The sequence below is a fragment of the Marinarcus sediminis (SeqCode) genome (genome assembly GCF_048571275.1).
In the GTDB taxonomy this organism is placed as follows: domain Bacteria; phylum Campylobacterota; class Campylobacteria; order Campylobacterales; family Arcobacteraceae; genus Marinarcus; species Marinarcus sediminis.
In genome coordinates, this window is the sequence record NZ_CP182357.1 from 2,229,005 (window position 1) to 2,254,737 (window position 25,733).

Annotated in this window: 23 protein-coding genes; 7 read left to right on the top strand and 16 right to left on the bottom strand. The window is 30.3% G+C overall.

Annotation, left to right across the window (positions count from 1 at the left end; translation table 11 throughout):
* Positions 1-218: 218 nt before the first annotated feature.
* The gene (locus tag ACNI3C_RS11240) at positions 219-1,049 is read left to right on the top strand and encodes a flagellin (protein WP_419769895.1); all 831 of its coding nucleotides are present in this window, start codon (positions 219-221) and stop codon (positions 1,047-1,049) included.
* Between the two features lie 102 nt (positions 1,050-1,151).
* A complete protein-coding gene (locus tag ACNI3C_RS11245; protein ID WP_419769896.1) occupies positions 1,152-1,880 on the top strand; it encodes a thioredoxin fold domain-containing protein in 729 nt (242 codons plus the stop codon).
* 3 nt (positions 1,881-1,883) lie between these two features.
* Here the strand turns inward: ACNI3C_RS11245 and ACNI3C_RS11250 are convergent, their stop codons facing one another.
* The 8 genes from ACNI3C_RS11250 to ACNI3C_RS11285 form a co-directional block, all read right to left on the bottom strand.
* Entirely contained in the window at positions 1,884-3,029 is a 1,146-nt protein-coding gene (locus tag ACNI3C_RS11250; RefSeq protein WP_419769897.1) for a DUF3095 domain-containing protein, read from the bottom strand.
* A 98-nt stretch (positions 3,030-3,127) separates the two neighbouring features.
* Positions 3,128-3,571 carry a GyrI-like domain-containing protein gene (locus ACNI3C_RS11255; protein ID WP_419769898.1) on the bottom strand — a complete coding sequence of 148 codons (444 nt, stop codon included), beginning with the start codon at positions 3,569-3,571 and terminating at the stop codon, positions 3,128-3,130.
* A 95-nt stretch (positions 3,572-3,666) separates the two neighbouring features.
* A complete protein-coding gene (gene torA / locus ACNI3C_RS11260; RefSeq protein ID WP_419769899.1) occupies positions 3,667-6,150 on the bottom strand; it encodes a trimethylamine-N-oxide reductase TorA in 2,484 nt (827 codons plus the stop codon).
* Position 6,151: 1 nt separating this feature from the next.
* The gene (locus ACNI3C_RS11265) at positions 6,152-6,739 is read right to left on the bottom strand and encodes a cytochrome C (protein WP_419769900.1); all 588 of its coding nucleotides are present in this window, start codon (positions 6,737-6,739) and stop codon (positions 6,152-6,154) included.
* A gap of 87 nt (positions 6,740-6,826) precedes the next feature.
* On the bottom strand, positions 6,827-8,479 hold the full coding sequence (locus tag ACNI3C_RS11270; protein WP_419769901.1) for a sensor histidine kinase: 1,653 nt from the start codon (positions 8,477-8,479) through the stop codon (positions 6,827-6,829).
* Positions 8,472-9,968: an ABC transporter substrate-binding protein gene (locus ACNI3C_RS11275; protein ID WP_419769902.1), complete on the bottom strand. Its 1,497-nt coding sequence runs from the start codon at positions 9,966-9,968 to the stop codon at positions 8,472-8,474. The genes ACNI3C_RS11270 and ACNI3C_RS11275 overlap by 8 nt, the downstream gene beginning before the upstream one ends.
* Before the next feature lie 124 nt (positions 9,969-10,092).
* Positions 10,093-10,770, bottom strand: a complete 678-nt coding sequence (locus ACNI3C_RS11280; RefSeq protein WP_419769903.1) for a response regulator transcription factor — start codon at positions 10,768-10,770, stop codon at positions 10,093-10,095.
* 29 nt (positions 10,771-10,799) lie between these two features.
* Positions 10,800-11,429, bottom strand: a complete 630-nt coding sequence (locus ACNI3C_RS11285; protein ID WP_419769904.1) for a hypothetical protein — start codon at positions 11,427-11,429, stop codon at positions 10,800-10,802.
* 87 nt (positions 11,430-11,516) lie between these two features.
* Between ACNI3C_RS11285 and ACNI3C_RS11290 the strand changes: the two genes are divergently transcribed.
* Positions 11,517-12,020 (top strand): DUF8051 family protein, encoded by a 504-nt coding sequence (locus ACNI3C_RS11290; RefSeq protein ID WP_419769905.1) that lies wholly within the window; start codon positions 11,517-11,519, stop codon positions 12,018-12,020.
* A gap of 5 nt (positions 12,021-12,025) precedes the next feature.
* Here ACNI3C_RS11290 and ACNI3C_RS11295 read toward each other — a convergent pair whose 3' ends face one another.
* On the bottom strand, positions 12,026-12,598 hold the full coding sequence (locus ACNI3C_RS11295; protein WP_419769906.1) for a TetR/AcrR family transcriptional regulator: 573 nt from the start codon (positions 12,596-12,598) through the stop codon (positions 12,026-12,028).
* Between the two features lie 91 nt (positions 12,599-12,689).
* Between ACNI3C_RS11295 and ACNI3C_RS11300 the strand changes: the two genes are divergently transcribed.
* Complete coding sequence (locus ACNI3C_RS11300; protein ID WP_419769907.1) at positions 12,690-13,226, top strand: carboxymuconolactone decarboxylase family protein; 537 nt, start codon at positions 12,690-12,692, stop codon at positions 13,224-13,226.
* 202 nt (positions 13,227-13,428) lie between these two features.
* Here ACNI3C_RS11300 and ACNI3C_RS11305 read toward each other — a convergent pair whose 3' ends face one another.
* From ACNI3C_RS11305 to dapE, 5 genes are all read right to left on the bottom strand, one after another.
* Positions 13,429-13,908, bottom strand: a complete 480-nt coding sequence (locus ACNI3C_RS11305) for a P-loop nucleotide/nucleoside kinase family protein (protein ID WP_419769908.1) — start codon at positions 13,906-13,908, stop codon at positions 13,429-13,431.
* Positions 13,898-14,365 (bottom strand): GNAT family N-acetyltransferase, encoded by a 468-nt coding sequence (locus tag ACNI3C_RS11310; protein WP_419769909.1) that lies wholly within the window; start codon positions 14,363-14,365, stop codon positions 13,898-13,900. The genes ACNI3C_RS11305 and ACNI3C_RS11310 overlap by 11 nt, the downstream gene beginning before the upstream one ends.
* An 81-nt stretch (positions 14,366-14,446) precedes the next feature.
* Complete coding sequence (locus ACNI3C_RS11315; protein ID WP_419769910.1) at positions 14,447-16,117, bottom strand: hypothetical protein; 1,671 nt, start codon at positions 16,115-16,117, stop codon at positions 14,447-14,449.
* A gap of 30 nt (positions 16,118-16,147) precedes the next feature.
* Positions 16,148-16,690, bottom strand: coding sequence for an ORF6N domain-containing protein (locus ACNI3C_RS11320; protein ID WP_419769911.1), 543 nt, complete (start codon positions 16,688-16,690; stop codon positions 16,148-16,150).
* A gap of 82 nt (positions 16,691-16,772) precedes the next feature.
* Positions 16,773-17,873, bottom strand: coding sequence for a succinyl-diaminopimelate desuccinylase (gene dapE / locus ACNI3C_RS11325; protein ID WP_419769912.1), 1,101 nt, complete (start codon positions 17,871-17,873; stop codon positions 16,773-16,775).
* 89 nt (positions 17,874-17,962) lie between these two features.
* Between dapE and ACNI3C_RS11330 the strand changes: the two genes are divergently transcribed.
* Entirely contained in the window at positions 17,963-20,548 is a 2,586-nt protein-coding gene (locus ACNI3C_RS11330; RefSeq protein ID WP_419769913.1) for a DUF748 domain-containing protein, read from the top strand.
* 12 nt (positions 20,549-20,560) lie between these two features.
* On the opposite strand, the gene ACNI3C_RS11335 is transcribed toward ACNI3C_RS11330, so the two are convergent.
* A complete protein-coding gene (locus ACNI3C_RS11335) occupies positions 20,561-21,853 on the bottom strand; it encodes a response regulator (protein ID WP_419769914.1) in 1,293 nt (430 codons plus the stop codon).
* 266 nt (positions 21,854-22,119) lie between these two features.
* Here ACNI3C_RS11335 and ACNI3C_RS11340 point away from each other — a divergent pair, with 266 nt between their 5' ends.
* The gene (locus ACNI3C_RS11340; RefSeq protein ID WP_419769915.1) at positions 22,120-22,665 is read left to right on the top strand and encodes a hypothetical protein; all 546 of its coding nucleotides are present in this window, start codon (positions 22,120-22,122) and stop codon (positions 22,663-22,665) included.
* A 122-nt stretch (positions 22,666-22,787) separates the two neighbouring features.
* Positions 22,788-24,875 (top strand): TonB-dependent siderophore receptor, encoded by a 2,088-nt coding sequence (locus ACNI3C_RS11345; RefSeq protein WP_419769916.1) that lies wholly within the window; start codon positions 22,788-22,790, stop codon positions 24,873-24,875.
* A gap of 21 nt (positions 24,876-24,896) precedes the next feature.
* On the opposite strand, the gene ACNI3C_RS11350 is transcribed toward ACNI3C_RS11345, so the two are convergent.
* Positions 24,897-25,724 carry a mechanosensitive ion channel family protein gene (locus ACNI3C_RS11350; RefSeq protein ID WP_419769917.1) on the bottom strand — a complete coding sequence of 276 codons (828 nt, stop codon included), beginning with the start codon at positions 25,722-25,724 and terminating at the stop codon, positions 24,897-24,899.
* Positions 25,725-25,733 lie beyond the last annotated feature (9 nt).

Consider the following 25,733-nt stretch of genomic DNA (forward strand, 5'->3'; position numbering starts at 1 on the left):
TTATCCAAAAAGTAAGTATGATATTGTATCGCTTTTTATTTAATCCATCATTAACTGTATCACAGTTGTAACAATCATAGTAAAAATAATATAATTTTATAAATCCCTTTTTTATGGGAATTATAAAAAATAATCATAAAAAATAATTTATTTTCTTAAAGATAATTTAATCTTAAAAAGACTAGAATTAAAGTATAAAGAAAACTAAGGAGTTTATCATGACCATTAGTAACAGTAACATTCAGTCGTATACCAACAACAATACGCAATTAAACAACAGCCTTCAAAGAGTTGCTACTGGGCTTTTAATCAATCAAGCTTCGGATAATGCTTCATCCTTAGCAATATCTGAAAAACTAAAAGTTCAAGCAAGTGGTCTTTCTCAAAGCATTGAAAATGTAAACAGTGCATTGGCATTAACACAAATTGGCGATAAAGCCATTTCGGAACAATCCAATATTTTAGACAGTGTTAAAAAAGATTTACTTCAAGCTTCAACCGCAACAACAAGTCAAGAAGGACGAGAAGCCTTATTACAAAACATTCAAAAATCGCTTGAACAATATAACAATATTGCTAAATCGACAAATTATAATGGGACAACGCTACTTCAAGCTTCAGCAACCGATACAGCAGCCAGCAGCAGTTTGGATTTTCAAGCAGGAGATGGTTCATCTGATATTATTTCAACAACAGCTATTCAAGCCAATACTACAGGAACCGGTTTAGATGCATTGTTAAATCAAGACCCTGCTACTTTTGATGCGGCAACAGCAAGCAGTTATTTAGACACATTAGATACAGCAATAACAAAATTAAACGATTACCGTTCTGATTTGGGTTCAACTTCAAATCAACTCCAAAGTGCGAACAGAAATCTGGCAAGCCAATACACAAGCACTATGGAAGCAAACTCTATCTTAATTGATATTGATTACTCAAAAGAGGTTACCAACTTTAATAAACAAAACATTCTTTCACAAGTAGGTGCCTTTACAGTTGCCCAATCCAATATCAGCCAACAAAATGTGTTAAGACTGCTACAATAGTTAAAGTCAATCGACTTTAACTGTTGTCTCTCTCTGTATTTTACACTTTCTAAACAATTTTTCTGTATCATCTTATTATAAAATTTTATATTAGGACAATGTATGTTAACTATCTTTAAACGAACCCTCTTCTTCTCTCTTTTTTTTATGATCGCTCATGCACAAGATCTGAAAGAAGTATCTTCTCAGGAGCTTGTAAATATTCAAGCATTAAACTTAATCAAACAAGCAAACATAGAGGTCAATAAAGCATATGACGCTCAAAGTTTATACCTGCTTGATTCAACCATACAAGGACAAAAACAATCCATTTATCTCACAAAAGATAAAAAATATATTATTGCGGGAAATGCCATGGATGCCACTACAGGATCGGCATTAACACTTCCTATTGATTTAAGCATTACACAAAACAAAGAGGCATTAACCTTTGGCAGTGGAAAAGATGAATATATTCTTTTTACCGATCCAGAATGTCCTTATTGTAAAAAATTTGAGTCGTTTTTCCCTCAACTTGAAAAATTTGTCAAAATAAAAGTCTTCTTTTATCCGTTGAGTTTTCATGAAAAGGCAAAAAATTTATCGCTGTACATTTTAAGCCAAAAAACAAATGAAGCAAAAATAGATGCCATGTTAAACATAGATGCCTCTTCAGAACTATTTATTAAACGTAATCAAAAAAGTTTGGCTTCATATGAAGCACATTTAGAAGAAGAGATGAACATTGCACGAACATTAAATATATCGGGAACACCTACGATTTTTAATAAAAAAGGAAATAAAGTTTCTTGGGTAGGTCTTCTTAAAAAATACAATATAGAGGTCAAATAACGTCTATTTTGCTCTTGCTTTTAAATTTTTAGAAGCAAGGGCATATCCTCCATTTGCTCCATCAATAAAGTGAACATGTTTGCCATGTCTTTCAAATATCAAACACGTCATTAAAGCCGCATCACTTTTATGTATGCCATATATTATTTTTCCTTCTTTAAAAGCATTTTCCAAATAGGCTTCCAATTGTTTTGACTCATTTTTATTGACAGCTACAACCATTCTAAGCATATCATCAAATTTTTCAGTATCGGTGGTTTGCGTTATGTGTTCTTTATAACTGCCCCACTTTTTAATTTTGAATTTCATCAGCAATAAACCAACTGAATTTAATACCATGATTTTTAAAACATTAAAAAAAGTCTCAATAAAACTGTTTGAAGATAACATTGCTTCACCCATTAACTCTTTTGTTGAAAAAGAGAGATTGAGATTTTCAACCTTGATAGGATTTCTCTCATTTGAATCGCCAATAATCTTTTCAATATTGTCTAATATTGTTCGATACTCTGCGTGATTTTTTTCCTCTGTGACTTTAATAAGTAGGGTCAAGTTTTCATCTTTTGGTGAAGCAACACTTTCCCATCGACACTCTAATCCACTGAAATCAACATCAATTTTTTTATACACCAAACTTCCATTGATGGCATACTCTTCGTAACAATTTTTAAGTAAATATTCACAATACTCTATTCCTCCACCTACAATAACGGCTTGAATATAGTCTTTGGATACTTCAAACTTTGTCAGTTCAATTTTTTTGCCACTTTTGTAAATCTTTTCAACTTTAATGGCACCAATTCTTAATTGCAAATTGTGCTGTTCTTGAACCATTTTTCTCAGTTTATACAGCGTAGCACAACTTTTTTCATACAACACAGCAGGTATTAAAAGAGTGGCTCCGTCACCACCAAAAATAAAGGGGATATCCAACTGTCTTGAAAGGTTTAAAATAGACACAATAACCATGGCTCCAATAAAATTAACCTCTTTATATCGGCCTTCTTCTATGGCTTTCGTTGAATTTTTTATATCGGCAACCAATACATACCAATCAGGCGGTACACTTTTGTAATGAGTTAAATCAGTGATTTCAGAAAAATGCTTTAATACTTTTAATGAATTATAAAAACGACTGCTTTTGCTCATCCAAAAACTCCTTAAATCTGATTTATTTTTGCCTTTAGTTTACCTATAATTATATTATATTTTTATTTGAAGGTATAGAAAAAATTCCTTACAATTATTTATAGAATTGAGATAAATATCTCAATTTCATCTTCTTTGGTATATTTTTCAAAATCGACACTGAAGGCTCTTTCATACTCACTGTTTCCTTCAAAATAGTTCCAAATCTCTTCCCAAAGTTCTACGACAACATCTGGAAGTTCACCTTTTTTTGAAAAAACCAAATATCTTTCATCTTCTATTACGATAGCATTTTTGGGTTTACTGACTTCTACACCAACCGTTACTACATAATCACCTGTTGCATCACTTGTATAGTCACTGTAAACACCATACATATATTGACTCTTTGTTTTATTGAAAGTATTTCCATAAACATTTTTTTCAATATAATCATTCCATAATTGAGGAATTTTACCATTTTCTGACTCAAATTCAAGCGTGTTATTTGTGATAACGCTAAGTCCAGAAATCATTAAGTTTTTTACTCTTGTTACTTTCATATTCTCTCTTTTTTATTTTATAAGAAAGATTATATAGAAAATAAAGTACTTTTGTCTTGAAGTGAAAAAGTAGAGAAGAAATCTCTACTTTTGTTTTAGTTAGGTTGTTTGAAGATAGTTAATTCAGGCGCTTTTTTTGTATATTTTTCAATATTGACTAAAGCGGTATTTGAACTATTTCCCATAGCAAGTTCTGAGGTTGGAATATCTTTTGTTAAAAGGTTAGCTGAACCATTTTTACACAGTGTTCCAATTTTTCCTTTTTCCAATGGATCATACCAAGCACCCTCTTGTACTCTTACAATTCCACGTTTTAATCCATCCGTTACAATGGCACCGGTTAAGATTTCACCTCTGTCATTAAATACTCTTACCACATCACCCGATTTAATCCCTTTTGCTTTTGCATCTTTTGTATTGATCCAAATTGGTTCTCTGTTTGCGACGGCATATTTTTTTCTCAAACTTGTATTGTTAAGTTGAGAGTGCAATCTATGACTAGGGTGTGGAGAGATTAATGCAAACTCTGCAGTTTTTTCTTCCATACCTACCCACTCCGCTGGTTCTAACCAAGTTGGGTGTGCTTTACAATCTTTGTAATTCATTTGTTCTATTGTTTTAGAGTAGATTTCTATTCTTCCAGATGGTGTTCCAAGTGGATTTAGAATTGGATCTTCTCTGAAATCTGCATATCTTACAAATTGTGTATTTTCATATGGAACATCAAAAGTGATTGGTTGATTTTTACTCCAAAACTCTCTGAATGTTGGCATGGCCAATTTCATGTTTTGCGCTTGGTTATAAGCTTTTGTATAAAACTCCTCTACCCATTGCAAATCAGTTTTATTTTGAGTATATTTTTCAAATACACCAAACTCTTTTGCTAAGTCACTGAATATTTGGTAATCATCTCTTGATTCAAACTGTTTTTTAACGGCTTGTTTCATAGGAACAATATTTAAGTTTGAATAATCACCTGTCATTGTAATATCATTTCTTTCATATGAAGTAGTTGTTGGCATTACAATATCTGCCATTCTTGCAGTTGGTGTCCAGAATGCTTCATTAACAACAACCGTTCTTGGTTTTTGCCAAGCTTTGAGTAAAGTATTTGTATCTTGATGATGAACAAATGGATTCCCCCCTACCCAATAGATAAAATCAATCTCTGGATACGTCACTTTTTTACCATTAAAATCAATTGTTTTCCCTGGGTTCAGTAAAGCATCAGCAATTCTTGCAACGGGGAAAGAGTATTTAGCTGCATTTCTTAACCATGCTGCTCCACCTTCGTCTTTGGTTGGTGTAACATTTGCAGTAATTCCTCCAATAATTGCACTTTTTGCTGTTGGTGTACCACCATTTGAATAGTGATAAGATAATCCAAATCCACCACCAGGAAGTCCAATTTGTCCAATAACGGAAGCTAATGTTACTAACATCCAATGAGGTTGTTCCCCATGATGCGCTCTTTGCATTCCCCATCCAGACATAAACATCGTTCTGTTATCATAGAACAGATTTGCCAAGGAATTAATGGTTTTTTCATCCACTCCACAAATTTTTGATGCCCATTTAGCACTTTTTACAATGCCATCCTCTTTTCCGTATAAATACTCTTTGAACTTATCAAAACCTTCAGTATAATCGGCTAAAAAGTCTGCATCATATTTTTTTGCTTCTAATAAAGTATGTACCATACCCATCATCATTGCAACGTCTGTATTTGGATTTGGTGCAACCCATTGTGCATCTAGGTATTCACAAGTTTCAGTTTTAAAAGGGTCAATACAAATGATTTTTTTACCAGATTTTTTTAACTCTTCAAAATATTTAAATCCATTTTCATCCGTTGAAGTCCAAGCAATTTTTAACGTTGCAAGTGGGTTTGCTCCCCAAATTACTACAACTTTTGAACTCTCTAATACCACAGGCCATGAAGTTTGTTGTTCATATACTTCAAGTGTACCCAATACATGTGGCATAATGACTTGTGAAGCACCTGTTGAATAATCACCAACTGTACCAGTAAATCCACCCGTTGCTGTCATAAATCTGTGTAATAAAACTCTACAGTTGTGGATACTACCACTACTTTTCCAACCATAACTCCCTGCAAAAACTCCTTGGGCACCTTTGTCTTTTCTTGTTTTTTTAAGCTCTTTTGCAACTAATTTAATGGCATCTTCATAAGAAACTCTCACCCACTCATCATTCCCCCTTAATTCAGGTTTAGGACTGTCTGGATTTGCTAAATACGATTTTCTTACCATTGGGTATTTTATTCTATCGTCTGCATAAACAAGATCTTGGGTATAGTGTTGTAATGAGTTTTCAATACCTGAAGTTTTTTGATAAGGCTCAGATTTTACCACTTTCCCATTTTTTATAGTCAGTTTTAACATACCCCAGTGAGCAGCGGTTAATACTTCACCATTTTCAACCAGTTTTGTAGAAAAGTTTGCAATTGTACCTGCAAGTAACTCCCCTCTTGTTGTAATTGCATCAATAAATGGAACGGTACTGAATAACGCAACTACTTTTAGAAATCCTCTTCTTTTTTGATCAATATTTTTCATTTTACTCACCTTTCATATCTTTTGCATGTTTTTGCAAATATTGTGTTACCAAATATCTCTCTTGTTTTGGAATAGCAGTTCTGTTCTCCATCGCTTTAAACATACTTGGCCATTGGTTAGCTGTGAATTCACTTACAGGATGAATTGGATGACAAATAGAACAGTTATTTTTAAATAAATCTTCTGCTTTATCATATAAAGGTTTTAAATCTTTACTCAGATTGTCATTTTTTGTATAAGCGGTTAAAACTACTTTATCCCACTCTACACCATTTTCATCTTTACTTGTTGAAAGTTTTTTTACATCAAACTTTCCATTTTTAGCAAGTCCTGCAACTAAAATTCTTTTCCCTTTTACAAAGTAAATGGCATTAGATACTCCAGCTTTCATAAACCCTTCAATTTCGATTTTTGATTTATCTGAATTTTTTTCTACCACTGTAACTTTTGATGTGGGCAAAAGTCTGCCTTTAACGGCATTGCTATCTGAAGCTTCATAGAGATTTTTTACGCCGCTACTGTACATTGTTTCACTTGCGTATAATGAGACTGTTAAGAAAGTCATTCCAAGAATTAAACTCGTTTTCATATTACTCCTTTATTTTTCTATTTAAAAAAGTATATATGAAAAAAAAGTCCTATTAATTGAAAAAAAGTGTAGAAAAAGTGGGAAAGTTTATTTTACTTTTATTCTAAAAAGTGCTCCATCGTTTGTATTTTTTACATCAATAAATCCATGCATATTATCTTCAACAATTAATTTTGTCATATATAAACCTATTCCTGTACCTCTTTTTTCACCTTTAGTGGTAAAATAAGGTTCAAAGACTAAATTAATATCTTTTAGTTTAATGCCTCCTGCATTGTCTTCTATTTTAATTACGGTAAACTCTTTACCCACTTTTATGCTTAAAATTATGATTGGATTCTTAATTTTTCTTGATATTAACGCATCTTTTGCATTTGAAATGATATTTAATATGGCATGAGAGAACTCATTTGAATACCCTTCTATTGTATTATCTTCTTGAATATCAAAAATCAGTTCTATGTTATTGTTCTTTAAAGAGGCATTAATAATTGATACCGCTTTTTTACACACTTCTACTACTGAAAATTTATCTTTTTGTTTTGAAGGTTTAAAAAAGTTTTGAAAATCACTTATGGTAGTTGACATATGCTCTGCAATCTCATTACAGGTCTTTATACTTTGTAAAAGATGTTCTTCTTCAAGTTTCCCATATCGAGTTATAGTCTCTATCTCCATCAATACAGCATTGATTTCACCTAAGGGTTGTCTCCATTGGTGGGCAATATTTCCAATCATCTCTCCCATAGCTGCGAGTTTTGATTGTTGAATCATGAGTTTTTCTTGATTTGTTCTGTGATTGATCTCTTCTAATATTTTATCTTCCAGATTCTCAATCATTTCGTTCATAACATTTTTTAATACATTGAGTTCATTGGATTTTGCCTCTCTCTCTAATCTTTTTCCAAATTTCCCCTCTTTTAAAGAGTCCAAAGTAAACGTAGCTTCTTGTATCAGCCTATAGTCATCTCGCAAATTCTCTTTTATTAATTTTACTTTTGTATTGATAGCTTCTGCCATTAATCCCAGTTCATCTTTACTTATTATATCAATATGCAACTGCTCTTTATAAGCAGTAGGATTGGTTAAATATTTAAAAAATTTCTGTAATCCACTTTGTACACTCTCTATTTGTTTGACTATTTTAAAAACAACGGTCAAATTAATAATAAAACCAAAAAAACCAATAATCAAAACCCCTAGAAGAATATATATATTGTTTACTTTTACATCATTTTTCAATTCTGTTAATTTTTTTTCAGACTCTTGTAAATTCTTTTTTTGAATTGTTTTTAAGGTATTAATCAAAAAATAAAAAGTCTCTCTCTCCACAGATGAAGTATTCATAAAAGCACCTTCATCAAATCCATTCAAAGAGTATTCTCTGGTTTTTAAAACCAGTTTTTTATACTCTTCCCACGCTTTTTTATTATCAGGTGTTTCATTTGAAAATTTTTTATCCAATTTTTTTATAATAGGTGAAATCTTTTCGTCAAACTTCTTTTTAAAATCATCATTGGGAGATATTACCAAAGACAGAGTGACCTCTCTTAATAAAAAAAGTTCTTCTATATAAAAAGTTTGAATCTCTTGTGTATCTTTAAAGTTTATTACAACACTATTTGAATTGGTAAAACTGTCTTTATTTATTTTTAGTGATAATAAAGCCAACAACACCAATGAAACGAGAGCAATAAGTCCAATTATAATAAACTTCTGTCGTATTTTTAAGTTATTCATTTTTAATCCTAATGGGATAAAGGTAATTGAGTCTACTTTTATCTGACTTCCCTTTTCTAATAGACCAATGATACGGGGTAATTTTTGCATTCCATAAAGGGAAAGTGGACATCTCAGAAGGATGATAATAGACCTCTTTATTTAAGGCAATGACAATATTGGGTGAAGGTAAAACCAGCGTGTAAGCTTTTTCATAACTGTACAATAAAATTTTATTGACCTCTTTTTGAAACTCTTTTGAATTTGTATCGAGTCTGAATAACTTTTCAAACGCCTTGACTAAATAATCGTCTGTATCAATTGAACACCAATTGGCTTTTGTATATAAGGTAAAAAATGCTGTCCAAGGGCTTCCATTCCAATCCTCATTTCCCCAAATCAATAAATCCCAATCATAAATATTTTTTCTGTTGTTTAAAAGCTTTTCTAAAACAACTTTTTCATCACTTGTTATTGTATAGTTTAGTTTTACACCATACTTTGACAGTTGGTACTCCACTCCTTTCCAAACAGACATAAACCTGTCTTGGGTAATGACTTTTAACTCTAAACCATTTAAAATAGCATGCAACTGTTTTTGAGTAAATCTTGGTTTTTGGTTTAAATATTTTTTTGATAACTCTTTTGCAAAATAAGTATTCGAAGATAATAAAAATGGCGATACACTCGCTTCATTTCTAAAAGCAAACTTGATCAACTTTTTTTGATCAATGGCATCATTTAAAGCTTGTCTTACTTCTATATTTTTAAGTTTTGAGTTTTTCTTTATGAGATTCATATGAACGGTTAAATTACCATGGGAAGGAGAGATTAAAAGTTTTGCATATTTTGAATTGACTATTTCAGTTTTTTTATTATAAGGAATATAAGCAATATCAAGTTTCCCCTCATGTTTTGAAATATCATTAATAACCTCTTTTGTTGGAAGTTCTGTATAAATGGTGATTTTATTTATATAAGGTTTATTTTTTTCAAAATAGTATGGATTTGCGGTTAAAACTATCTTTTTACTCTGTTTTAATCCTGTGGCATAACCTTGAGCCATGATATAAGGGCCTGCTCCATAAAGACCCGGGCCTTTGGTATTTTGAGCTGTTAAACTGGGGGTCCAATTGTATTTTTCATAATATTTTTTTGTATAAAAATTGATTACACACAAATCATTCAATAACATCCCGTAAGGTATTTTCAAATGTATTCTTATTTTATAATCATTTAATTTTTCAACTGAGTCTAAAGCATTGTGAATATTACTGTATAAAAAAGGTCCTTTCATAAAATGGTTCAAATTATCCACTACAGAATCCGCATCAAATTTTGTACCATCTTGATAACGCACATCATCTCTTAACCAAAAGTCATAGGTAAGTGCATCTATCTTTTTATGTTTATAGGCTAAATAATAATCCCACCCTCTTTTAGAATCACTGAGTTTGACCAAAGTACCATTAATCAAACCTATCAGATTGAAATATGGAAGGGTTGGCATATATACTTTTAGTTCGGACTCTTTTGTCATTTTATTTAAAAGAATTTTATCTGTTTGATCATGCTTATATGTTATTGCTTCATTTGAAAATAAAAAGCTTACACATAAGAGAAGAACTAAATATTTACGCAACTTTATAACCAATACCCGATAAATTGACAATAAAATCTTTTGGCAATTTTTTTCTTAAATTTCTGATCAAAGAACGCAAAGCATTGTCTGTCATAACACTGTCTTGCCAAACAACTTCTTGTAACTCATCAAAGGAAGTTATACTGTCAATATTTTTGAAAAGAAGTTCTAAAAATAGAATCTCTTTTTTGGTTAAAGTAATCATTTCCTCTTTATGTAACAAAATTTTTTGATTCCAATCGTATGTGTAATCATCGGGAAGCGTTCTTTTTAAATTACTGCTGTTAGAAAACTTTTTTTGACAATCTTCCAACGCCATAATGAGTTTTTCCAAAGTAATGGGTTTGAGAATATATTTTTCAATGTGCATATCAATCAGTTGTAATAAGTACTTTTCACTCGTATATGCAGTGACCACAACAATACACGTATTTTGATCTTTTTTTCTGACTTCATGAATAAAGTCTGCCCCATTCATTTCGGGCATTTCTAAATCAGTGATGATCAAATCAGGAGTAAAATTTTGAAGTTTTTCTAATGCCTCTACTCCGTTTGAAGCTGAAATTACTTCATCTACAATATACTCTAAGGAAGAGACAATCTTATCTCTTATAAGATCTTCATCTTCTATAAATAAAACCTTTAAATTTTTTAGAAGCTTATTTGACATTTTTCCCCTTTTAATTGTATATACATTAATTATTCACCACAAATTTCAATACCCATTTTTAAAAACCCCGTAAATGCAGCATTGTCAAATGAGAGTGGTTTTGAAACTTTTGATTTGATATTATCTAAAGCTTTCGTGTATTGTTGATAAAACTCATACGATGGTCTTGGTTTATATATTAAATTGGGAATTTCCAGATATTTTATGATATTTTTTGTAGTAGTTGGCTTAATAAAGTACTCTTTTTGTCGATTGATACTATAAGGCACAAGGGTCACTAAAGTCCACTTTGCCATACCAAATTCAGCTAAAAACTCTACAAGCCCTTCGAATCCATCTTTTTTATTTCCATACAATAACTCATACAGTTCAATACTGAGCATATCTTTTTCATAAGAGGTTAAAGCTTTTATCACGTCACGAAGTTTCAGTTTATCAAACAAAGAGACCATGGCGGACTTCTGAATGGTTTTAAAATATGCTTCAGCTATGAGATTGGGATTGGAGAAATTCTCTTTTTTTAAAGACTCTTTGGCAAAGAGTTCCAGCTTTTCTGGGTTGAATTTTTTGCCAATTTTAATTAACTTTTCATCTTCAAAACCCTTTGGGTAAGCATCAAAAAATTCGGACTCAACATCTTTTAGTTTTTCTAAATTCATTTTTCCCCTTTTTTATGCCATTTAAATTATTGTTATTAAATCGTAACTATGGCAATATTTTATTACTTAAATAATAAGGAACTGATTATGAAAATTAACTATATCATAGCTTTTTTATTGATTTCATTATCAATACTTTTAACTATTTTGGTTCCTGGTGGTCCTATAGAAACAAGAGATTTTTCTTCGTATTCCCCTTTTGTTCTTACTTTGTTTAATATTTTTCTTACATCACTTGGGATTCTAAGCTTTCTAGGTGCTTATTTGGTAATAAAAAACAAAACATACTCTGTAATTATCTCAGCTTTTTTTGCAATATGTTATATTGCCGTTTATATTTCTGATTTGTTTAAAATATTTCCTGTAAGCCCAATACCCATGCCTCAAACACTTTTTATAATTGAAGTTATTAGTACAATTTTGGGATTTGTTTTATTATATATTTGTATAAAATATAATAATTTTGGAAATATAAACAAAGAAAACATCACTTTAAAACTCTCTTTTTATAAGATAATTTTACTTTTAGTGGTTTTATTATTTGCTATAGGAACAGTGATTTTTGCAACAAAATCAGCAATGGGACAATAGTCTTCTTATATCTTAAAAGATAAGATATAAGTGGAGAGTATATCTATCACATCCACATAATCTTGTACATTTCCTGTCGCTTTTGCTGAAAGTATTGCACCTTCTAAAGTTGATGCTATATAAAGCGCTAATTTTGTTGTATCACAGGACTTCATCTCTTTTTTTTCTATTGCTTTATCCAAAATATCTTTTATATTTTTTCTAAAAGTGAAATAAATCTCTTCCATCAAAATTTTAAAATCACTGTCAAGATTTGACATCTCTTGTACTACATTTGCTATTGGACAACCTTTATTAAAATCCCTTTGAGTAACATCTTTGATGTTAGAGATAAAAGCTTCTAAATAGTTTGATTCTAATGCTAAAACTGTATTATATCTTTGAGCAAACCTCTCATAAATTTTCTCTTTTATTGACACTAAAGCTAACGCTTTTTTGTTTGCAAAGAAATGATACATTGAACCTTTATGTACTTTTGCATTTTTCAATATAACAGTTAAAGAAGCACCTTGATAGCCATTTTCAAATATTTCATCAAATGCTGAATTTATTAAATTATCTCTTGTATTTTTTTCCATAATTTAATTATAGCATTTTATACTTGACTTATAGGTCAAGTTATTGTATTATTTTACTTGACCTACAAGTCAACTAAGAAAAGGAGTTATTATGCCACTGATTAAAACATACGAAAAAGAGGAAGCCACAGGTGAATTATTGGAAATATATGAAGAGATAATAAAACTAAGAGGGGAGATTGGAAACAACGCCAAACTTTTTAGTTCAAGTACAGAGCTGTTAAAACAACAACTTGAATTTATCAAATATTATGCAACTCATGAAACTTTATCAATGCCCCTGCTTGCAAGTATACGGGTGTGCGTATCAAACCAAGAAAAATGTAACTTTTGTATTGACTTTAATTCTGCACTGTTAATAAATAAAGCAAAGTGGAGTAGTGAAGATGTAAATATGTTAAAAGATAAAAAATATTGTGAAAAATTAACAAAAGAGGAAAATGCGCTTTTAAAATTTGTAATTAATTCAGTTAAAAATCCACACGCAGTAAGTGAAAATACTATAAGTGAACTAAAAGAACAAAACTGGAGTGATAAAGATATTTTAGATGCCTTAAATCATGGTGCAAGAATGTATGCAACTGATATATTATTTAATAGCTTTAAAATAGAAGATTATCAAGTTTAAAAAAATAGAGTTTTTTATCTTTGCTAACTCATTATATTCAATTAACTTTACAAAAGTTTCTTGAATATAATATCTTATACTCTCTCTAGTTTTAGAGTTTAGATTACAAATTTTTTACTTTTTTGCATATTTGCCTTGGCTAATTAACACTTCACTGTCGCTGTCTTTTTTAAAAGATGTTCTATTTATATCAGTTATCTATTTACTCATACCTTATATTAAAACCTTCCTCTTCTTTTGGTTCTTGAAAATATTTTGTAATGGCATCAAAGGTCGCTTCATCTATCAAAGGTGCATCTTTTGGTAAGTTTTCATTTCTTTTTTTCAGTTGCTCTTTACACACTTCATCACTTCTTTTTACATAATACATCATATGCTCAACATTTGCTGTTTCAAATATATCTTTAAACCACTCTCTTTGAGTAATAGTATTTGCAGGAAAATCCAAAACAACTTCATTGCCTTTTTTTAAAAGATCAACAATAAATTCAAACATTGTATCTTTTAATCTTTTTGAATACTTTATATAATCTTCAATGGTTTTTATTTCATCAGGATATAACTTTTTTAAAAGTTCATCTTCGCTTAAAAAAATGGCATTATGTTCTTTAGAGAGTTTTTTTGACAGTATCGATTTCCCTGCTGCCATTTTCCCACACATAAAATGTAATTTATTTTTCATCTTCCACCCTTTGCATACTAAAATTGATTAACTCTTCATTGTCTCTTTTGACATAATTTTTCTTTACTTCTATAAAACCAAATTTCTCAAAAAATGGTTTTGCAGTAATACTTGCATCCACTTTTAAAAGAGTTTGCTTTTGTTCTTTTGCTATTTTAAAAATATGATTTATAAGCATTTCCCCTACACCACAACCTTGATATTCATGGTGTACATAAAAACAATCAATATAATCCTCATAAAACTCTGCAAAGCCTACAAGCTTTTTATCCATGATTGCTAAATAGGGGTTGCTTTTTGCTAATCTTTTTTCCCAAACATCATAATCAATATTTAAATTTGCCCAAGCGTTTAATTGCTCACTTGTATAGTCTTTGTTACATGTTTTATGAATGGTATTTGTAAATAATTCAGGAATCTCTTTTTGATATTTTTCATCATACTTTATTATTTGCATCTGTTTACTTTACTTCTAAAAGCTTTTGTTTTTCCTCTTTTGAAAAAGACATTTATCTCACCTTTTTATTATTCTATTAAATTATCTTTTTGTTTGTCTTCTTAAAGAAATTGTAAAGTGATAAATTATAATTGCAATTATTGCTTTATGAAAAGACCAAATAGAGGCCCATCCTTTTTCTTTATATTCATTATAACTCGCAGGATTTATGAAATGTGATAATTCATTTAATGAATCAAAAAAACTTCCATCAGTTATATAAAATAAATAAACTACACTGCATAAGTGAGGTAAAATATATGGCAATTTACCACATTTAATTTTATTTCTAATTTTATAAATACTAAAATATATTATCCCAGTTATAATAAATTGTATAGTTAATGTAGGTTTTACATTTTCTTCTATGATATTAAAAAAAACTAAACTAACAATAAATAACCAAACTAAAGATTGAAACCAACTTTTTCCAAAATAAGATATTTGCTCATTCATTAAAAATATAAATTTTTCTTCCCACCAACTAGAGAACCACATTTTTGTCAACAATTCTTTTTTATATTCTTTCATTTCTTTAACAAAAAAATTATTTGCATCTATATAATTTGCTTTTTGATCACTTAAGGATTTTAATTGTCTAAAAACATTTCTACTTGATTTAATTGAATTAATATTTCCCCACTCTATACTATTTAAATGTGCATTTATAAAAGAACTATCATTTATTTCTTTTTCAGCATCACTAGAGATTTTAAAACTTTCAAAAACAGTTTCATGTAAATCTGCTTTATTTAACAAAAATTTATCACTTATTTCAATTTGATTAAAATAGATTTTTTCTGAATCCTGATATAAACCATCTAAAATAAAATTGTTAAATTTTATATTTTCTATATTAATTCGTGAATTATTGATAAAATGGGATTCTTTAATTTTAAATTCTTTTATATTAGAATCAGAAATACTAAATTGTTCTAAAAGTGAATTTTGAATTTTAAGTTCATTTATATTTGACCTATCATACGCTTTTCTTCCTATATATATATTTTTTGCTTTTATATAAACAAACAATATATTATTTACCATTGCTTTATCTAAATGCCTAAAAATAATACTATCAAAAAACATATGTCTTATTATTAAATTAGGAGAAAACTTAATATCAACTTTCTTTTTATGATGTAAACTATGATTTATATTATCAATTATTACTGATTTAAAATAATCCCCTTCAAATTTTATATCATCAAAATGTTTTGTTCCTCCAATATTAATTGTGCCATCTATACCCGCACTATCAGATTTTATTTCAAAAGTGCCTTTAAAAGTACACTGAGAAAAATTAAAATCTTTTTTCATGTGTTTATCTTCTAATTTTAAATCTATTATAAAATCATCAATAAAAGTACAATTGTCAAAATAATAGTATGGTAATTTTTCATCTAAATTTGTAATATCTAGTAGCGGTGGGATATTAAAGTTTCTAATGGTTCTATAATTTTTTGAATTCCCATTTCCAAATGATGTTATGGAACCGAATAAACTTATATCCAGTTTTTCTATATCTGTAGATTTTTTATAATAAATTTTTAATAATTTATTTAATTCACTCCAAAATTTATTTACTTTAGTTTTATCCCATTTATTTTCATTTTTATCAGTATTTGTAAACCAATTATCTTTCTCACAATGAAAAATACATTTATTATTTTCAAAAATTTCTAAATTACATTGAGGATGTTGACAAGTCATAAAATTACCTTTTTAAATTTTTTATTATATCTAATTCTTTTTCTCTATTCTAAACCCCATCACTTTATCATCTGTCTTTTTTGTGTCTTCAAGTATTTGAGTAAGCAGTTCAAAGGCTGTTTTTATGTGTTGAGTATTTTCTATTGTTTGATTTTGATTTAGTTTTAGATCTTCTTTTAGATTTTTTAACTCTATTACTATATCTTTATATGTAAGGGCAAACTCTCTGAGTTTAGTAAAGGTTCGCATGATATTTATTGTTACATCTGTAGCAATTTTGCTTTTTAATACGGTGGCAAGCATATAAACACCTTGTTCAGTAAAGACTTTAGGCAAGGTTCTTGTTTTAGAAAATTTTGTGGTCGAAATTTTCGACCGCAAAATCTCAAACTCTTTTTCACTGAGTTCAAAATAAAAATCTTCAGGAAATTTTTCAGGGTTGTTTTTTACTGCTTCATTTATTCTTTTGGTTTCTACTTCATACAGTTTTGCTAGGTCACTGTCCAACATAACTTTTAAATTACGGATTTCGTAGATTCTACTCTGGATTATTTCTTGTGGTAAATTTTCCATAAACTCTTCCTATGTAATTTTTTGAAAAGTTTATCGAAAAGAACTCTTTAGTTACAATTTTATTACAATTTGCAATTTATTTTTAAAAGTTCTTAATCAAATCCACAAACACAGCGGTTAAGCCCTCTACTTCTTTCACGGTTGTTCGCTCACCTACGCTATGAATAGTGTCATTTATAACACCAAACTCTATGGCTTCTATTCCAAAGGCTCCAAAATATCTGGCGTCAGAAGTTCCCCCGTGTGTTGAGTGTTTTGTGCTTACCCCTAAAACCTCTTTTATAGAAGTTTCCATAGCCTTAACTACTTTTGATTCTTTGTTTGTAACAAAAGGAAATGAGCCTTGTGTGGTTTTAAACTCATACTCTAAACCTTTTAGATTTTCATGTATAAACTCTTCTACAGACTCTCTTGTGGTATTTGTGGAATTTCTAACATTGAACATCAGTTTCAGTTCATTTGGGGTTACATTGGTAACTTCCATACCACCTCTAATATCTGTGATTACCATTTTACTAGGCGCAAAATACTCATCTCCGTCATCTAAGTTATGCCCTGCTAGTTTTGGTAAAATTGAAGCAAAGTTATGCACGGGGTTGATACATTTTTCTGGATATGCCGCATGTCCTTGTTTACCTTTTATAGTGATATATCCATTTATACTTCCACGTCTTCCTACTTTTATAGCATCACCAAAAACCTCTTCACACGTTGGTTCTGCTACAACTGCATAATTTGGTATAAAATCTATCTCTTTTAAGTGTTCAAGCATTTTGATCGTTCCGTAAGTGCCTTCACCCTCTTCATCACTTGTCATAAGAATAGAAAGTGTTCCATCAAAATTTTGAGCATGTTTACAAGCATATAAAAAAGCAGCATCTCCACTTTTCATATCTTGAGCACCTCTTGCACTTATTACTCCATCTATTACATCAGCTGCAAAAGGATCTATTTCCCAACCTTGTCCTACAGGTACTACATCAATATGTCCTGCAAAACATAAGTGCTGTTTTTTATCATTGAATTTTTTATAATAAAATCTGTTTTTTACACCTTCCATATCAACTTTGATACAATTCCAAGTATCTCCCAGATACTCTTCTATAAAATCAAAAGCTCCATCGTCATCTGGGGTAAGTGATTTAAATTGTAATAATTTTTGAAATAATTCTATAATTGTCATACTCTATTCCTATATTTTCTTGAGCTAGATTGTATCCAAGTTATCATTATTTTGTTATAATATTATATATCTCAGGAGGAGTCATACAAATGAAAAAAAGAACAATCTATGAAAAAATAGGTATTGCTCTTGCGGCTTTTTTTCTTTTTTATTTAATCCTTGGTTTTTTAATTATTCCCTATATCATCAAATCACAAGCCATTAACTTTGCAAAGACCCATTTAGAGAAAAACTTGACCATTGACTCCGTGCGTTTTAACCCATTAACCTTTGAACTGAATGTGAATGACTTAACACTCAAAGAGAAAGATTTACCTCTGATTGCTTTTCATAATCTCTCACTTGATTTTGATTTACTAAGAACCATCGCCAATGGTTATTTACACTTTAATCATTTTAATATTATTCAACCAAAAATCAACGCCATTATTGCACAAAACAAAACATTTAACCTCATGTCACTCAAACCTAAAAGTAACCCCTCTGAGGTTAAAGATAACCCTACCACACCTGTAGAATTAATCAAACTGCAACTGGACAGGCTTGCCATTGTAGATGGAGAAGTTACATTTGAAGATTTATCACAAGATGTGCCTTTTCATTTCTCATTACATAAATTAAACTACACATTCAGAGACTTAAGTACACTAAAAAACAGTGTTGCCTCCAATAATTTTGATAGCACACTTAATGACAAAACCAATATTCATTTAGAAGGGGGGATTTATCTTAACCCCTTAAAAGTGTATGGAAATTTTACAATTAAAGATTTTTATACCAAAGATATTTGGAATACGGTTAAAAAGAACTACGATTTTGACATCAATGAGGATTTAACCCTTCAAACAAAAATTGGTTTTTTTGTCGATTTAGAAAAAGAGTTATCCATCAAAATCAATGACGCTTCATTTGCTTTAAATGATGTATCCATAAAAGAGAAAACAACACAAAATCAAATACTCGCATTAAACACCTTTAAAATTGAGAACTTTAACTTAACTTGGCCCAATCCAACACACCCCATAAATACAGATTTAAATCTCTATATCAACAGTGGCAAAATAGCAGCACAAGCACAAATTGATACCAACAAATCAACCCTAGAGGCAGAGTGTCACATTGAAACACTCCCATTAACAGTTCTGAATAATATCTTGGCTTCTTTAAGCCATATTCAAATTAAAACAGCCACGCTAGATGCCCAAGCCAACATCAAGATGGATGAAAAAAGCAATATTTTCGTCAATGCCAATACACAAATCAATAATATAGATATTCAAAACAAAAACGTCTCCATTATTAAAGCCAAAGAGTTGGCTCTGGAAAAAATCGAATACAACAAAGATAACAACAGTTTATTTATCAATGGTATTGAACTTATTTCCCCTTATGCCTTTGTCCAAATCAATAAAAAAAGCCAATTAAATTTAAGCAAACTTGCCAAAAAACAAAAAAAATCAAAAACAAAAAAAGAGAAAAACAGAAGTTCCCCACTGTTGATTAACGTTGATGCGGTTGAAATCAATCATGGTTCTATGACCTTTGAAGACATGACCTTACCCATACCATTTAAAACTTACAGTAAAAATTTAAAAGGTAAGTTTTCTAAATACAATTCAAGAAGTACCAAACCCTCTACAATAAAACTTGAAGGCAGTGTGGGACAGTATGGTTATATGAAAATTGAGGGGAAAGTCAGTTACAATAATATTAAAGACAGAACAGACATTGCTGTTGTATTTAACAATGTTGCCATGCGTGATTTAACCTCATACTCGGGAAAATTTATTGGACGAAAAATTGATGATGGAAAATTATCACTGAATTTAATGTATGATTTAAAAGATGCCCAACTCAATGCTAAAAACAATATCCTTTTAGAAAAATTCAAATTGGGAGAGAAAATCGAGAGTAAAGATGCCGTCAATTTACCCCTTGATTTGGCCATTGCCATTTTAGAAGACTCCAATGGCGTTATTGATATAAAACTTCCTATTACAGGGAATTTAGACAACCCGCAATTCAGTATTGCTCCTATTGTTTGGAAAGCCTTTACCAATTTAATGATTAAAGCCATCACCGCACCTTTTTCACTTCTGGGCTCACTTTTTGGTTTTGGAGAAGATGAAATTAATAACGTGAAGTTCAGTTTTGGGAATGATGCTATTACTCCTGTACAAAAAGAGCCGTTAGATAAAGTCTCTCAAATTCTTAAAGAAAGAGAAAAACTTGCCATTGAACTTACCCCTACAGTTGATGCCAAAAATGATTTATATGCCCTTCAAAAAGTCGCTTTTAAAGAGTTTATAGATAAAAAAATGGGAAAAGTCAGCGATAAGAAATATAAAAAAGTCTATCTGGAAATGCTTGAAAATCTTTATGAAACGTATCAGCTGAGTCTAAAAGAGTTAAAAAAAGAGGTTACCATTAACAATGAATTTGATGCCAATGCTTACTTAACTCAATTGGAAGAACGAGTGATACAAAAACACATCATCGAAAAAACAGCTTTGGAAACTTTGGCACAAAATAGAATAAAAAACATTCAAAACTATTTGATACATACTCAAAAAGTCAATCCAAAACAGATTGTTCTTTTGAAAAAAATAGAAGAAGACTCAACAAATGAAAACTTTTCAGTTATGCAGCTAAAATTGAAGAACATAAAAGAGTAAAACTCTTTTATGTTATCGTCGTGTTACTTTGTTCATATCATAATGGTAGACAACGTCTTCAAGCTCTTTGACTCTACTTTGATATTTTCCTAACTCAAATTTCACCGTTTCCAGCGCTTTTTCTAACTCATTCTTTTCAATTAATATATCATTATACAACGCTTTAATTTTAATAACTTGTTGATGTGCTACTTTGGTTTTGCTGATCTCTATATCGATTTTTTCTCGATGTAAGTCATAAACTTTATCGTGTTTAATCAATACATCTTGCAACTCTTTTTCTCTGAGATTTAATGTCGAAAGAAGCATTTTATTTTTATCTTTTATCAAAGTTGTCTGTTCCATTAACGTCTTATATTTCTCTTCATACTCTTTGATTATCTCATTTTCAATATCAAGCTTTGAAGAGTGTGTATCACGTATAGTTTTAATGCTTTTGGATTTTAAATTGATAAGATTTTTTTTCAAATAACGATTAAACTCTTGAACTTTTTCATGTTCTGTAATCTCTTGTGTGATTAAATGTCTTGAACTGATATACTCTTTAACATTTCCCATACTGTCAAGAACGGGCATTATCATTGCATTGACAATATAACTCGAACCATCACTGGATTGGTTTTTTATTCTTCCACGCCAAATATTTCCACTTTGAATGGTTTGCCACATCTCTTTAAAAACAGCTTTTGGAGTATCGGGATGTCTGATAATATTATGAGGTTTGCCCATTATTTCATCTTTCGTATAACCAGAAACATCACAAAAATTTTTATTGGCATAAGTGATATTGCCTTTTAAATCGGTTTTTGTAACCAAATTATGTTTTTCAAGCAGTGAAAATATGGTTTTAAGCTCTTTGTTTTGTTTTTGGATAACTTTTTCTTGCTCAATGGTTAAAAGTGTTTGATACAATAAAACCAAAAAGGTTTTTAACTGTACAGGTTTAAGTACAAATTCATTCAATTTTACTTTAATGGCATCGGAAAAAAGTTCTTTTGACATCTCACCTGTCAGCAACATCAAAATGACAGATTTATCATAACGTCTTATTTTCTTAAAAAGCTCAAGTCCCGTCATTTTAGGCATATTGTAATCAGACAATAAAATTGAGATTTCGGTTTTGTGTTCTTTATAAAGTGCGTATGCTTCTTCTCCGTTAGTAGCAGCATAAACTTTTTTAAAAAAGAAAGACAATACCTCTTGAAAATGTTTTAATATTGTTGCATCGTCTTCAACAATCAATATGCTGTATTTAGCAAAAATCGGTTTGATTTCATCTAAATTAATATTTTTTGCATTAAGCATTCAATCCCTTTACCACGATAATTCATCCTGCAGTAAAAAAATATTAAAAAAACAGACTTCAAACTGACACATAAATGTTATTTTTATTTTTTAAGCAGATATTAATTCTTAATAGTAATGAATTTTTCCTTAAAAATAGGCATAATAAAATGGTGTAGATAATTATTTCTAATTTTTTACTAATAATAAATATTACTTTAAGTTATATTAATGGTGAATTAATTTTAATCACACTATAATTCTAAAGCTCACAATAAAGGATTTTCATGAGAATAATCACCCCCATATTTATTGTTTTAATCATAAGTATATTTTCATATTCTCTCTACAAACAGATCAAAAAAGATTTAAAAATACAAAGAGTCTCTTGTCAAGAAAAAACCGTAACTTTTGAAAAAATTTATCATCATCCGAAAACAAAGTTGGCCATAGAACTTCTAAAATCAAACAATTACACTCTTCAATCACATATTGAGTACTCTCAACATATGAAAAGTAAACTGATTGATATTTTAACCATTGATGAGGCCAATACTCAATTGCACGACACTATTGCTTCTTATGTTTTTAAAGAAAAACCCAATAAAGATAGACTCATCATTGATTACTATATTTATGAAAATGATAAAAAAGATCTGGGCAAAAAACAGGAAAACTCTAAAAAATATGCAGGTTATTTGGTCTTTGAATTTAAACTGAACAATACTTTGCTTTATAAGATACAAAGCGATTATATGAAACTTGATGCCAGTGATATTCCTGAACGTATGAATTGTATCATTCAATCTTTTATTTCACTCAAAGATGAATAAAAAGCTTTAAATGATTTAAAAATAATTAAAATGTAACAAGTTTTATTAAATTTTCATTAAAATTAACAATTAATTAACTAAAAGTATCTATTATTCCCCCTTTAAAAAAGAAGGAGAAATAATTGAGCAAAAGAACTGACCATTTAAAACATTTGAGTTTAATGACATTGTTGGCTTTAAATACATTTACATTTGCATCTGAAGAGGTAATCTCTTTAAACAAAATTGATGTTGTGGAGAGCAACAACGATTCTACAACTTCATACACAGTTGATTCGATGAATACCGCAACCAAGTTAAATCTCTCGGTAAAAGCGACACCACAAACCATCACTGTCATTACAAAAAAAGAGCTTGAAGACAGAGACATTAACTCTTACAATGATGTGGTAAGAGATATTGTTGGAGTAGGATTAGCCAATGTAGGTATTACCAACTTATATACCTACGCAAGAGGTTTTGGTATTGAATATTATAAAACAGATGGTGTACCTTATTACAATAGAATCAGCAGTTTTGATATGTCACTGTTTGACCGAGTTGAAATTGTAAAAGGGGCCAATGGTCTTATGACAGGGGAAGGGAATCCTTCTTTAAGTATGAACTTCATTAGAAAACATGCGAACAGCAAAAACTTCAAAGGAAGTGTAACCTTAGATGCAGGCTCTTGGGATGCATATGGACAAACTACAGATATTACTGCCCCATTAAGCCAAGATAAAAAAATCAGAGCCAGAGTCGTTGCAAAAAATGCCAAATCAAAATATTTTTACGATAATCATGAGAAAGAAAACAATGTCTATTATGGGATAATAGATGGGGAAATCAATGATCAAATATCCTTTTCAATGGGAACTAGCTATCAAGAGCAAAACAATGATGGAGCATGGGAATGGGGAATGCCTGCTTTCTACTCAGATGGCACAAGAACCGATTTTTCAAGATCGACATCATTTGCAAAAGATTGGTCTTATCAAAACAGTAAAATAAATGATTACTTTGGAACCTATAAGCACTATATATATGAAGATATTAGTTTAAACGTTTCTGCTTCAAGAAAAAAAATTAAACAAGACAGACACACAATCAAACTTCAATTTGGGACTATTGATAAAACCGATGGCAGTGGAATAACCGTAGCACAATATAAAGGTATCGATTACTACAATGAAAAAAATCTGGATACTTATCTTGATATACCATTTGAGATATCAAATCTTTCACAAGAGATTATTGTAGGGGGAAGTTATAATGAATATGATCACACAAGAAGATACAAAAGTGGAATGGAAGCCGCTTCAAATATTTTTACCTACGATGGAAGCACGCTTTTATCAAGCAAGGCATACAGCAATAAAGACATTGGTACTACAAAACAAATGGCAACATACCTTGTAGGAAGATTCTCTTTGAGTGAAAAACTCAAATTCATATCTGGACTGAGAGTATCAACATGGAAGTACCACAGTGATGAGATAAATTCAAAAGAGAGAAATTTTAATCAAATATTGACTCCATATGCGGGATTGGTCTATGATTTAAATAAACAACACAGTGCATTTTTAAGTTATACCGATATTTTTAAAACACAAAATGCAAAAGATATCAACGAAGAGTACTTAGATCCCATAGTAGGAAGAAACTATGAAGCAGGTATAAAAAGTGAATATTTAGAGGGTAAAGTCAATACGACGTTTTCTGTCTATAGAATACTGCAAGATAATGTAGCTGAGAAAATAAATGGAGTAACCCTTTCTGATGGGAGTAATGCGTACGAAGCCAAAGAGGGCGTTGTGAGTAAAGGATTTGAGTTTTCAATAGCGGGGCAAATTACGGATAATATTAATACCACTTTTGGTATAGCAAATTTTGAAGCAAAAGATGCAGATGGGAAAAAAGTATCTACAGAACAAGCAAGAACCACATCTAATTTATTTGTAAACTATCAAGCCAATCATGACCTCAATTTGGGTATTGGTCTAAAATATTACAGTAAAGTGTATGATGGCACAGGAAGCGACTATGTAGAACAAAAAGCTTATACCCTTGTGGATCTGATGACAAAATATCAAATGAATGAAAAAACTTCTCTGCAGTTAAATATAAAAAATTTATTTGATAAAAAGTATTATGAAGGAATTGGTGCAGATACGTGGATGGTGTATGGAGAACCAAGAAACTTTAATGTATCACTAAGATATACATTTTAGTACTTTAATAAAGATAGATAGCTATCTATCTTTATTAACAAGATTATACGTTGGAAAAGGAATTGTAATATTATTCTGTTTTAATGTATTAAAAATAGCCAGATTAACTCGGTATTGTGTCTCAAAAAAAAGTTTTGTATGTGCCCAGTATCTCACTTCAATGTTAATCGAAAAGTTTCCAAACTCTTTAATACCCACTTGAGCTTTTGGCTCTCTTGAAATGGTTTGCGCATCAAATTGCTCTAACACTGCATGAATAGCAGCAATGGCATCTTCAGGTTTACAATTATAATCTATACCGACAACCGTTTCTACAACTCGATATTCAAAAGAGTTAATTAAAACTTCCCCGATAATATGTTTATTGGGAATGGTAATTTGTTCTCCATCTTCTGTGGAAAGTATGGTATGGGCAAGTCGTATCTCTTCGACCACACCAAAAACACCCTCAACACTGATGGTATTACCCACAACAAAAGGACGCCCTATAATAATAGAAAGCCCTGCTCCATAATTTGAAAGTGTTCCTTGAAGAGCCAAACCTGCTCCCAATGATGCAGCACCAATACCCGCAATAAAAGGAGTCAGTGTAATTCCCAGTTTACCCACAGATATAATCGCTACACCAATAATGATGGAAAACTTGACAATATTGACCACAAATTTAGTCAATGTTACATCCAACTCGTTTTTTTCACACAAGGCTTGAATGACCTTGGCAACTTTATTGGCAACGTACCAACCCAAAATAAAAATAATGATTGCACCAATTAATTGAAAACTGTAATTCACAAAAAACTCGATGATGATATTATAGAATTTTTGTAGGCTCTCTAGCTCTTTTTCCATACCTAACTC

Excerpts from the sequence above, each read along its gene's own strand:
- ACNI3C_RS11270 (WP_419769901.1), bottom strand. The coding sequence starts at position 8,479 with ATGAATAACTTAAAAATACGACAGAAGTTTATTATAATTGGACTTATT.
- ACNI3C_RS11310 (WP_419769909.1), bottom strand. The coding sequence starts at position 14,365 with ATGCAAATAATAAAGTATGATGAAAAATATCAAAAAGAGATTCCTGAA.
- ACNI3C_RS11240 (WP_419769895.1), top strand. The coding sequence starts at position 219 with ATGACCATTAGTAACAGTAACATTCAGTCGTATACCAACAACAATACG.
- ACNI3C_RS11285 (WP_419769904.1), bottom strand. The coding sequence starts at position 11,429 with ATGAATTTAGAAAAACTAAAAGATGTTGAGTCCGAATTTTTTGATGCT.
- ACNI3C_RS11295 (WP_419769906.1), bottom strand. The coding sequence starts at position 12,598 with ATGGAAAAAAATACAAGAGATAATTTAATAAATTCAGCATTTGATGAA.
- ACNI3C_RS11280 (WP_419769903.1), bottom strand. The coding sequence starts at position 10,770 with ATGTCAAATAAGCTTCTAAAAAATTTAAAGGTTTTATTTATAGAAGAT.
- ACNI3C_RS11320 (WP_419769911.1), bottom strand. The coding sequence starts at position 16,690 with ATGGAAAATTTACCACAAGAAATAATCCAGAGTAGAATCTACGAAATC.
- ACNI3C_RS11335 (WP_419769914.1), bottom strand. The coding sequence starts at position 21,853 with ATGCTTAATGCAAAAAATATTAATTTAGATGAAATCAAACCGATTTTT.
- ACNI3C_RS11300 (WP_419769907.1), top strand. The coding sequence starts at position 12,690 with ATGCCACTGATTAAAACATACGAAAAAGAGGAAGCCACAGGTGAATTA.
- ACNI3C_RS11255 (WP_419769898.1), bottom strand. The coding sequence starts at position 3,571 with ATGAAAGTAACAAGAGTAAAAAACTTAATGATTTCTGGACTTAGCGTT.
- ACNI3C_RS11275 (WP_419769902.1), bottom strand. The coding sequence starts at position 9,968 with ATGCCAACCCTTCCATATTTCAATCTGATAGGTTTGATTAATGGTACT.
- ACNI3C_RS11305 (WP_419769908.1), bottom strand. The coding sequence starts at position 13,908 with ATGAAAAATAAATTACATTTTATGTGTGGGAAAATGGCAGCAGGGAAA.
- torA (WP_419769899.1), bottom strand. The coding sequence starts at position 6,150 with ATGAAAAATATTGATCAAAAAAGAAGAGGATTTCTAAAAGTAGTTGCG.
- ACNI3C_RS11330 (WP_419769913.1), top strand. The coding sequence starts at position 17,963 with ATGAAAAAAAGAACAATCTATGAAAAAATAGGTATTGCTCTTGCGGCT.
- dapE (WP_419769912.1), bottom strand. The coding sequence starts at position 17,873 with ATGACAATTATAGAATTATTTCAAAAATTATTACAATTTAAATCACTT.
- ACNI3C_RS11340 (WP_419769915.1), top strand. The coding sequence starts at position 22,120 with ATGAGAATAATCACCCCCATATTTATTGTTTTAATCATAAGTATATTT.
- ACNI3C_RS11290 (WP_419769905.1), top strand. The coding sequence starts at position 11,517 with ATGAAAATTAACTATATCATAGCTTTTTTATTGATTTCATTATCAATA.
- ACNI3C_RS11265 (WP_419769900.1), bottom strand. The coding sequence starts at position 6,739 with ATGAAAACGAGTTTAATTCTTGGAATGACTTTCTTAACAGTCTCATTA.
- ACNI3C_RS11245 (WP_419769896.1), top strand. The coding sequence starts at position 1,152 with ATGTTAACTATCTTTAAACGAACCCTCTTCTTCTCTCTTTTTTTTATG.
- ACNI3C_RS11350 (WP_419769917.1), bottom strand. The coding sequence starts at position 25,724 with ATGGAAAAAGAGCTAGAGAGCCTACAAAAATTCTATAATATCATCATC.
- ACNI3C_RS11250 (WP_419769897.1), bottom strand. The coding sequence starts at position 3,029 with ATGAGCAAAAGCAGTCGTTTTTATAATTCATTAAAAGTATTAAAGCAT.
- ACNI3C_RS11315 (WP_419769910.1), bottom strand. The coding sequence starts at position 16,117 with ATGACTTGTCAACATCCTCAATGTAATTTAGAAATTTTTGAAAATAAT.